11 protein-coding genes are annotated in these 9,097 nt (G+C 39.8%); 4 read left to right on the top strand and 7 right to left on the bottom strand.

Annotated features, from left to right (window positions below):
• Window positions 1-6: 6 nt before the first annotated feature.
• Together FC65_RS06665 and FC65_RS12045 are read right to left on the bottom strand one after the other, a co-directional pair.
• On the bottom strand, window positions 7-813 hold the full coding sequence (locus tag FC65_RS06665; protein ID WP_056972023.1) for an NAD(P)/FAD-dependent oxidoreductase: 807 nt from the start codon (window positions 811-813) through the stop codon (window positions 7-9).
• Window positions 814-817: 4 nt separating this feature from the next.
• On the bottom strand, window positions 818-976 hold the full coding sequence (locus tag FC65_RS12045; RefSeq protein WP_162257053.1) for a hypothetical protein: 159 nt from the start codon (window positions 974-976) through the stop codon (window positions 818-820).
• A gap of 182 nt (window positions 977-1,158) precedes the next feature.
• Here FC65_RS12045 and FC65_RS06670 point away from each other — a divergent pair, with 182 nt between their 5' ends.
• Window positions 1,159-1,818, top strand: a complete 660-nt coding sequence (locus FC65_RS06670) for an EAL domain-containing protein (RefSeq protein WP_056972024.1) — start codon at window positions 1,159-1,161, stop codon at window positions 1,816-1,818.
• Between the two features lie 168 nt (window positions 1,819-1,986).
• Here the strand turns inward: FC65_RS06670 and FC65_RS06675 are convergent, their stop codons facing one another.
• Together FC65_RS06675 and FC65_RS06680 are read right to left on the bottom strand one after the other, a co-directional pair.
• A complete protein-coding gene (locus FC65_RS06675; protein ID WP_010495397.1) occupies window positions 1,987-3,264 on the bottom strand; it encodes an NCS2 family permease in 1,278 nt (425 codons plus the stop codon).
• A 6-nt stretch (window positions 3,265-3,270) separates the two neighbouring features.
• Complete coding sequence (locus tag FC65_RS06680; RefSeq protein ID WP_056972025.1) at window positions 3,271-4,506, bottom strand: NupC/NupG family nucleoside CNT transporter; 1,236 nt, start codon at window positions 4,504-4,506, stop codon at window positions 3,271-3,273.
• A gap of 291 nt (window positions 4,507-4,797) precedes the next feature.
• On the opposite strand from FC65_RS06680, the gene FC65_RS06685 reads away from it, so the two are divergent.
• The 3 genes from FC65_RS06685 to FC65_RS06695 all read left to right on the top strand — a co-directional run bounded on the left by FC65_RS06685 (window position 4,798) and on the right by FC65_RS06695 (window position 6,621).
• Window positions 4,798-5,541, top strand: coding sequence for a threonine/serine exporter family protein (locus tag FC65_RS06685; RefSeq protein ID WP_056972026.1), 744 nt, complete (start codon window positions 4,798-4,800; stop codon window positions 5,539-5,541).
• A gap of 15 nt (window positions 5,542-5,556) precedes the next feature.
• Window positions 5,557-6,000 (top strand): threonine/serine exporter family protein, encoded by a 444-nt coding sequence (locus FC65_RS06690; protein WP_056972027.1) that lies wholly within the window; start codon window positions 5,557-5,559, stop codon window positions 5,998-6,000.
• A gap of 108 nt (window positions 6,001-6,108) precedes the next feature.
• Window positions 6,109-6,621: an acyl-CoA thioesterase gene (locus FC65_RS06695; RefSeq protein WP_056972028.1), complete on the top strand. Its 513-nt coding sequence runs from the start codon at window positions 6,109-6,111 to the stop codon at window positions 6,619-6,621.
• A gap of 279 nt (window positions 6,622-6,900) precedes the next feature.
• Here the strand turns inward: FC65_RS06695 and epsC are convergent, their stop codons facing one another.
• From epsC to FC65_RS06710, 3 genes are all read right to left on the bottom strand, one after another.
• Window positions 6,901-7,443, bottom strand: coding sequence for a serine O-acetyltransferase EpsC (gene epsC, locus FC65_RS06700; RefSeq protein WP_056972029.1), 543 nt, complete (start codon window positions 7,441-7,443; stop codon window positions 6,901-6,903).
• A complete protein-coding gene (locus tag FC65_RS06705; RefSeq protein WP_056972030.1) occupies window positions 7,415-8,593 on the bottom strand; it encodes a trans-sulfuration enzyme family protein in 1,179 nt (392 codons plus the stop codon). The genes epsC and FC65_RS06705 overlap by 29 nt, the downstream gene beginning before the upstream one ends.
• Before the next feature lie 45 nt (window positions 8,594-8,638).
• The coding region (locus FC65_RS06710; RefSeq protein ID WP_156408589.1) for a pyridoxal-phosphate dependent enzyme at window positions 8,639-9,097 on the bottom strand (459 nt) is incomplete at its 5' end.

A 9,097-nucleotide genomic window follows, 5' to 3' on the forward strand; every position in this document is an offset into this window, starting at 1 on the left:
ATTCGTTCAAGTTATTTCTTGCAATCTGCCCTGTCCAAAAATATTATGCACAGCAACAAAGGCTTGCCGCAATGCTCTAGTAGCCAAACGAGTCCTTAACACTTTTTTCCCGTTGCCGAATTTGACCGAAGTGCAGTCGCCGATCGCATAAACATCTGGAGCAGACGTTTCCAAATATTTATTCACACAAATTAACCCATCCAGACTTGTCTCCAATTCGTTTTTGACAAAAACCGTATTTGGTACAAACCCAAATGCTAGTATAGCTATATCGGTCGTGAAATCTCCTTGATCAGTTTTAATTACCAGCTGACCATCTTTTTGCTGCTGAAATTCTTCAACATTGATTTGAGTCCGAACTGAAATTCCGTTTTCTTTCGTTTGTTCTTGTAACCACCCAGATACTTTTTCTCCCACGTAATGGATGGCTAACGACTCATCTTTATCAAAAATTTGAACATCTTTATTTATCTTGCGCGCAGCCAATGCAAATTCAAGTCCTGCACGACCAGCTCCTATCACAGTTATTTTGTGATTGCTATTCATCTTCTCTTTTAAAACTTCAACTTGTCTATAACTCCGCGCCACCAAGACATTTTCATTTTCTACACCGGGAATAAGTGGTAACCTATTAGTTGCACCACTAGCAATGATCAATTTATCATAGCTGCGGACAAAAGTCTGACTAGTTTTTTTATTAACGATAGTCAGCTGATGAAACTTAGTATCTAGTCCAACCACGCTATGTGCCTGAAAAATTCTGACTCTTTGACTGTTTTTGACCATTTCTGTATCAAAATGCAGATCTGTCAAAAAATCAACGTCCCCCCCTGATATAAGCAGAAATATCTTCTGCCGCGAATGAGGAGACTTTATTTCGATCATAAATTTCGACCTCATTATCTGGGTCACACCGCAAAATTTCATCAGCGGCCATCATCCCAGCATGTGATCCTCCGATAATAACAATTTTCATATGAGCCTCCTTATTGGTGATAACCATTTATAATTTATTGAATAATTTTTTAGTGGATTTATCCCTTAAAAAGATTATATAATGGTATTCTGTGATATTAATGCAAATTAGCACTAAAACTTTTAATTTGCTGACTTTTATTAAAGCTACGAAAATTTCAGGTGAAAGGAGATCGGGACATTATGTATCGTTACTTTATTCAACCAATTTTTAATAAGTACAAGGGCTCTCTAGTTGGCTACGAAATGCTGATCAGAGAATATGTTAACGGTCACTGGCGATTGCCTCAGTGTTTTTCGGCAATCCCTAAGCAAGTTCAATCAGAGCTGCTTGTCACTGTCGCACAGAAGCTTTCACGCAAAATTGGTTTTGTGTATTTTAACTTAACTTGGGAACAGTTTTTAGATAATGAATTTGCTCAAATTTTGATAAAAACCCAAAAAGAGATCTCCCCAGTCACCTTGGCGATCGAAATAATAGAAGAACCGGTTCAAACAAACTATTCATTTGAACAGATCATCCAGCAGTTTAATTTTTACCGGCAGCATGGAGTCTTGATCACCCTGGATGATGTTGGTACAGGGATCAATACCCTAGAAAATATTCAGGGATTTTTACCTTACATTTTTGGATTAAAATTTCCCTTGCAAAACTTCCGCGCTGAAGGTCGGCAAGAACAAATAATTACAGAACTTGCCACTTGGAAAAAAATTGCAGATACTAATAATATTAGTTTAGTAGTCGAAGGCGTCGAAAATGAGGCTGACGATCAATTTCTAGATAATTTAGAAATTTCATATCGCCAAGGTTACCATTATGGAAAACCGCGGTTGTTTGAATAACAACGATTTCCCAAGTTTCTAATAATAAACATGCCATGTACATAATCGAGGATATTATACGCACAAATTTTCATAAATACAAGCATAATTTTTTGATAAAACTAATAGAAAAAGCTGCTCAAATTTCTTATTTGAGCAGCTTTTATATTATCAAAAGTTTCAATAAAACTATAGTAAAACTGAACTGATCAATTGTAATAAAAATAAAACTGAGAGGACAAGCATTGTCCGTGAAACACCGCTTTTCCGGCCAGCAGCAAACTTTGCAAAAGGATATGCAATAAATCCAAATGCCAGTCCACTTGAAATCGAGCCGGTTAATGGTATCAAAACAACAATCAAAAATGCTGGAAACCATTCCGAAAAATCAGTTAGGTCGATCTGCCCAATTTGCTCCATCATCAACGCCCCCGTAATTATGATCACTGGTGCGATCGCGGCATCAGGGACATAACTCAACAAGGGAATCAAAAATAACGAGATCAAAAACATGATCCCAGCAGTTAAAGAAGTGACCCCCGTTCTACCGCCGCTTTCGATGCCAGATGCACTTTCTGCAGCAGCAACTGTTGGGCTCGTACCCATAAAACTGGAACAAAAAGCTGCTATGGCACTAGCTTGATAAGCTCTTTGAAAATTAGGTGAATCTCCAAGCAATCCTTGCAACAACCCCATCGACTCGAAAACTAAGATCATCGTCATAGAGAAGACGGCTGCTAAAAATTTAACAGTGAATATTCCTCCAAAATCACCTTGAAACAAAAGTTTCCCGTATGAACCGAGTAACGATAAACTGGTATTGCTGCCTGATCTTGAATCCAAATGTACTAAAAATGCCAGTACACTTGTGACAACGATCCCGATCACAAAACCTCCAGGTACTTTTCGCAGGTATAACATCAAAGTCAAGGCAAGACAAAATAGTGCTAATAAAACAGGCAGACTGCTTAAATCTCCTAATGCAAGTAATGATTGCTTCCCGCCAGAACGGATCAGTTGCGCCTTCTCCAAACCAAGAACGACTAGAAACATACCGATCCCCGCTGTGATCCCATGCTTTAAACTAGCAGGGATCGCACTTGCGAAAACCTTACTCAGCGGAGTAAAAGCAATAAGCAGATATACCAGACCACTAACGGCGCAAACTGCCAAAGCCTGTTGCCAAGTAAATCCCATAGACTGGACAAGAGTATAGGTGAAAAAAGCATTAACTCCCATTCCTGGCGTAATGATAATTGGTGCGTCTGCAATAAAATACATCAGCAAACATCCAAGTGCTGAAGAAAAAATTGTCGCAAAAACGCTTAAGGAAGCAGGGATCCCGGCGTCTTTCAAGATGAGAGGATTTACTACGATGATATAGGAGATCGCAAAAAAGCTCGTCACCCCTGCAATAAGTTCTGTTTGTAAATTGATGTTGCTATTAAAACTGTGTTGCTTTTTCATTCTAAACTACCAGACAAAGATCCCGACCATTGCAGCAGATAGCAATGAAACCAAAATACCGGAGATCAGCATATAACCAACATTAGCTGCGATCACATCATTCTTTTCTTTATCGACCAATCCTTTGAAGGCCCCGATGATCATACCAATTGTTGAGAAGTTGGCAAATGAGGTGACAAAGACAGTCAAGACAGCGCGGTAATGGTCAGAAAAGGCTGCAGTAGCGATCGTCTTAGTAACCTTGCCCATAACAACAAATTCGTTTGTAACTAATTTCTCACCCATATACTGTGCAAACTGGAAGGCATCGTTCACTGGTAGCCCCATTAACCATGCAAATGGGAACATTACGATCCCTAAAATGTGTTCCAACGATAACCATGGCGTGATCCAGCCCAACACTTTATCGATCAAAGCGGCTAATGCGACAAAGGCAATAACATTAGCAGCAATGATCAAAACCAAACGGCCAGCGCCAAGAATTGAGTCACCCAGAAATGAGAAGAATGGTTCTTTTTTACCGGATTCATCTGCTTCACCGACTTCAGCTGCAGCAGAACCACCCATCGTAGCGATCTGATCATCTTCTTTAGGTACAACAACTGGATTGAGCATCGAAGTAACGATCAAAGCATTGATCACGTTGATCGGGATAGCTGTTAAGATAAATTCAGCTGGCATCATTTGCGTATAGGATCCCACGATCGAAGCCGTCACACAACTCATTGACATCATGGCGATCGTTAAGTTGCGTTTGGCATTCATTTGTTTCAACTGTAAGGAAGAAACGGCTAATGCTTCTGTGTTCCCTAAGAACATCATTTCAATAGCGAAGAAGGATTCAAAACGAGGTTGTCCTGTTAATTTGGACAAGCCACGACCCAACCACTTGATGATCCATGGTAAAACACCAATGTAAGTTAAAATGTCAAACAAAGGAACGATCATCAAAATTGGTAGTAAAACCTGGACAAACCAATCCATTTGTTTAACGTGGACCATACTTGGCAATGCAAAAGCAATACCAGTATATGCCACATCGACCAACTCATTAAAACCAGCAGCCGCGACATCAACAATAGTTCTCCCGATAGAAAAACTCGTCAAGAACCATGCCAATACTAGGTTAAAGATAACCATGATAATAATTGTTTTCCAGTTGATCTGAGATTTGTTCTTGGAAAGAAGCCAACCAAGCAATAGAAAAATTGCTAAACCAATAATATTTATAGCTAAATACAAAAAAATCCCTCTTTCTTTACGAAGCATATGTGCCTAAGCCCGCCATCATCCCTGTTAAAATGGTTTCAGACTTTGCCAAAAAAATAAAAATAACTAATCCTTAGTATAACGAGTTGGCTAATTAATGTAAATAAAATCCGAACGTTTGTCATGTACTTTTCAGGTTTCTCTAATGTATACTATTAAAAATAGGTATAAGGGACTGTGTAATAAATGATCTTGGCGTATAATTATAATGTTTCATTAAAAAGACTTTTTAATGACCAATAATTAACTGGGAGAAGTGGGATAATGGAAAATAAAGCAATAGATGTCGGAGTGTTAGCTGGCAAGATCCTAGTTGAAGCTGGGTCTGAAATGTGGCGTGTCGAAGATACTACCAAGCGAATCGTCGACCATGCTTCAGAAAATAAAACCGAAGCCTTTACCAGCTTAACTGGTTTATTAGTCAACTTAAAGGACACTCCTTACACGCGTTTCATGCAAGTTGAAAAACGTGGGATCAATATGAATAATATTAATTCAGTCAATGCATTGTCCCGCCAATACACAGAAAATAAACTAACTTTAGATGAATTAGAAGAAAAATTACTCCAAATAAACGACTCAAAGCCGCAATACCCACTCTGGTTGCAAACGATCGGTGCCGGCTTTGAAGGTGCCTTTTTTATGTTCATTTTTACCCAGACTTATAATTGGGAAGATTTTCCACTCGCCTTTTTTGCAGGAGCATTAGGCTACTTAGTCACATATTATGTCGGTACCCGAGTTCGGATCCGCTTCATGAGCGAATTTCTGGGAGCACTCACGGTTGGCTTATGCGCTGTGATCGGGGTTCGTCTTCATCTCGGGATCAATGTGCAAAATATTATCATCGGTGCTGTCATGCCAACCTTACCGGGGATCCCAATAATTAATTCTATGCGTGATATTTTCGAGGGAAATTTACTGTCCGGGATCGAAAGATTAATGGAATCGCTGATCATTTTAAGTGCGATTGCTTTCGGTGTTGGACTAGTCTTACGTTATATGTAATAAAGGGGTAGCCTTATGACGTTTTATCATTTTTTTATCCAGGCAACTTTTAGCTACTTAGGAACATTTACATTTGGTCTGTTTATTAACTTGCCAAAAAAAGCATTAAATATCTCTAGTTTAATTGGTATGGTTGGCTGGATCTTATATTGGTTCATATTTAAATTCGGCTATGGTTCAATACTAGGCAACTATTTAGCGGCCTTGCTAGTGGGCTTGCTCGGGATCATCTTTTCTTTTAAAAAGGCCATGCCTTCAACGATGTTTAGCTCTGGACTAGTTCCTCTTGTTCCAGGAGCCAGCGGTTATCAAGCTTTATCAGCATTTATCAATGGGGAAACGGTCCTTGCTATCTCAAAAACGACCCATGTCGCAATGGTTGCCGGTGCGATCGCGCTAGGTTATGTCACTGCCCAAATGATCGTTGATCTAGTAAATAAAAAAAATAATGTCGCATAAATTTTACTGTCAGCTCAGAAAGAAAGCGTTCACCGTGATGTGATGTTCAGCTATACTGAGTTTATATTTATCCAATATCTAAACGAAATTATTTAGGGGGAGATTTTTATGTCTGAACCAATGACCTGTCGCCAAACGCTTGCTGTAACTAGTCACAGGGTGTTAACTGGCGATTTAAATGAACATGAAACGGTTTATGGCGGCCGTTTGTTAGAAATGCTGGACGGAACAGCTTCGATTTCAGCTTCCAGACTGGCAAAAAGTGTCAGTGTTACAGCCTCGATGGACCAAACAAACTTTATTGCTCCGTTCGGTTTACAAGATTCTTTCTGCATTGAAACATACGTTAGCGGTTGCGGCAAACGTTCGATCGAAGTCTTTGCAAAAATCATTGGAGAACATTTGCAAACTGGCGAACGTTATATTGGGCTCACATCATTTTTAACCTTTGTAGTGACCGATAAAAGTGTTTCCTTAAGAAAAATCATTCCAGAAACGGCAGAAGAAAAAATGATCAATGCTGGTTATGAAAAACGCCAAGAAAACAGAATAAGCAGTTTAAGAACACAAAAAGAATTTAATAGCTCACTCAGTTCGGATTATCCCTGGGACCTGAACTGAAAATCAGCACTTGATGAAAATACTTAAATACAAAACTACACCGAAACGAGATGATGACCTGACTCGTTTTGGTGTAGTTTTTGTTTGGTTGCGTATAGAAATGCAGACTTGTTATATTTTGGGGTTCAGGTGCACTCTGATCGTCCATGACATTTCCAGCCTTGTGTCCGGTTAAAGACTTCACAGACGCATATCTGCAATATTTACGTCTGACCAGTTTCCTTTTGCAAATTTTAGCTGTTATTTGTCTATTTTTCTTCATAATTCTTCAAATTCCTGCTAGTTCTCATTAAAAGAAACCTTGATCACTTTACTTTTGGGCTGAATAACTATATGCGCCGGTGATCCAACGACTGTGGTTCCTGCTGAAACATTTTTTAAAACAACTGCCCCTGCACCCACCTTACTCTCTTCCCCAATTACTATCGGTCCTAGGATCTGTGCATTTGCTCCGATAAAAGCACCTTGTTTAATATGCGGGTGACGTTTTTGTCCATCAGATTCATGTCTGGATCCCAAGGTAACGCCATGCAGGAGCGTAACATCATCTTCGATCACTGCAGTTTCACCGACCACTACTCCTACGCCATGGTCAATAAAAACTCTCTTTCCGATCTGAGCAGCTGGTGCGATCAAGATCCCTGTCTGACGTGCACCATGGCTACTGACCAAGCCCGCCAAAACGTACAGTTTATGTTTGCTCAAATAATGAGCTATCCGGTACCAAAAAAGTGCATGTAAACCAGGATAAGTCAGCAAGATCTCTAGCAAACTGTGTGCTGCTGGATCTCTTCTAAGAATTGAACGCGCCGTTTCTAACATGATCATGTCTCCCCTTCAAGTTAGCAAAGCCCTGTTCAAGGTCCCAAAGCAAATCCTTCTCATCTTCAACACCAACAGATAAGCGGATCAATTCATCTTTAATTCCATTTTTCAAACGAGTTTCTCGTGGAATAGCACCATGTGTCATCAAAGCCGGGATCTCGATCAACGACTCAAGCGCTCCTAAACTTTCTGCTAAAGTAATTAAATGTAATCCTTCGACAAATTTTTGAGGATCTAGGCCAGACTGTAATTCAAATGAGATCATGGCCCCAAAACCATTCATTTGTTTGCGTGCCACTTCATGATCCGGATTATTAGGATCACCCGGATAATAAATCTTGCTAACTAATGGTTGTTTTGACAGATATTCAAAAACCTTCTCAGTGTTTGCTAAATGAGCTCGCATTCGTAATCCTAAAGTCTTCATTCCCCGCTGTAACAGCCAGCTTTCTTGTGGCGCCAAAATACTGCCGATCGAGTTTTGCAAATAGCCGACCTGATCAGCTAATTTTTGATCTTTCGTTACTATCAGTCCAGCAATAACATCGCTGTGTCCGCCCAAATATTTTGAAGCGCTGTGGATCACGATATCAATACCTTGCTCTAATGGACGCTGAATGTATGGAGAAGCAAATGTGTTATCAATAATACTCAAAACCCCATGAGCTTGAGAGATTCTGGCAAGCTCAGCAATATCAGTCACGTGCAATAAAGGATTGGTTGGTGTTTCCAAGTAAATAGCTTTAGTATTTTCTTGGATAGCATTTTCGACAGCAGTTAAATCACGAGTATCGACAACCGTAAAAGTCAGGCCCAGCCTCTTTAGCACAGTATCAAGTAGGCGGAATGTCCCACCGTACACATCATTTCCTACTACAAAATGGTCTCCTGCTGAAAACATTGAAAAGACTGTGTTGATTGCCGCTGAACCTGAAGAAAAAGCAAAACCAGCGACTCCCCCTTCCAAATCAGCAATTAACTTTTCAACGGCTTCTCGTGTCGGATTACCAGTACGTGAATACTCATACTCAGTCTCACCAATTTTCTTTTGATGGAATGTTGATGCCATATAAATTGGGATCGAAGTTGCTCCAGTATATTTATCTTCACTAACACCTGCATGTAATAATTTTGTTTCAAATTCCATGATCATCCTACCTCTTTTTCTTTAAACTATTTTTAAAATAATTTTTTAATCGTATATATTTTCACTCATATAGCGTTCGCTGCTATCAGGAAAGATAGTCACGATCGTACTATTTTCAGGTAAAGATTCGGCAACTTTTAGGCTTGCAGCAATTGCCGCTCCGCTTGAACTTCCAATAAAAAAGCCTTGTTCTTGGGCCATTCGTCTAACTTCAGCAAATGCATCTTCATCAGAAACAGTTATGGTCTGGTCGATCTGCAAGTCAGCAAAAAATGGAGGAACAAATTCGACTCCGATCCCTTCTATGCGGTGTGAGTGAGCAGGACCGCCATTTAAAATCGATCCTTCAGGTTCAACTACGATCGTCTTAGTATCAGCATCTTTTTCCTGCAAGTACTTTGCCACCCCAGCAAAGGTCCCTCCGCTGCCAGCACCAGCAACGAAAGCAGTGATCGGCTGTTTTAATTCGTAAACTGGTAGCGTCAAGAATCTTGTGTAAATGAA

Source organism: Ligilactobacillus acidipiscis DSM 15836 (assembly GCF_001435755.1).
Lineage (GTDB): Bacteria > Bacillota > Bacilli > Lactobacillales > Lactobacillaceae > Ligilactobacillus > Ligilactobacillus acidipiscis.

What these genes read in the sequence shown, in the direction of transcription:
- FC65_RS06685 (WP_056972026.1), top strand. Translation starts at nt 4,798, where the DNA reads ATGGAAAATAAAGCAATAGATGTCGGAGTGTTAGCTGGCAAGATCCTA.
- FC65_RS06670 (WP_056972024.1), top strand. Translation starts at nt 1,159, where the DNA reads ATGTATCGTTACTTTATTCAACCAATTTTTAATAAGTACAAGGGCTCT.
- FC65_RS12045 (WP_162257053.1), bottom strand. Translation starts at nt 976, where the DNA reads ATGAAAATTGTTATTATCGGAGGATCACATGCTGGGATGATGGCCGCT.
- FC65_RS06675 (WP_010495397.1), bottom strand. Translation starts at nt 3,264, where the DNA reads ATGAAAAAGCAACACAGTTTTAATAGCAACATCAATTTACAAACAGAA.
- FC65_RS06705 (WP_056972030.1), bottom strand. Translation starts at nt 8,593, where the DNA reads ATGGAATTTGAAACAAAATTATTACATGCAGGTGTTAGTGAAGATAAA.
- epsC (WP_056972029.1), bottom strand. Translation starts at nt 7,443, where the DNA reads ATGTTAGAAACGGCGCGTTCAATTCTTAGAAGAGATCCAGCAGCACAC.
- FC65_RS06690 (WP_056972027.1), top strand. Translation starts at nt 5,557, where the DNA reads ATGACGTTTTATCATTTTTTTATCCAGGCAACTTTTAGCTACTTAGGA.
- FC65_RS06695 (WP_056972028.1), top strand. Translation starts at nt 6,109, where the DNA reads ATGTCTGAACCAATGACCTGTCGCCAAACGCTTGCTGTAACTAGTCAC.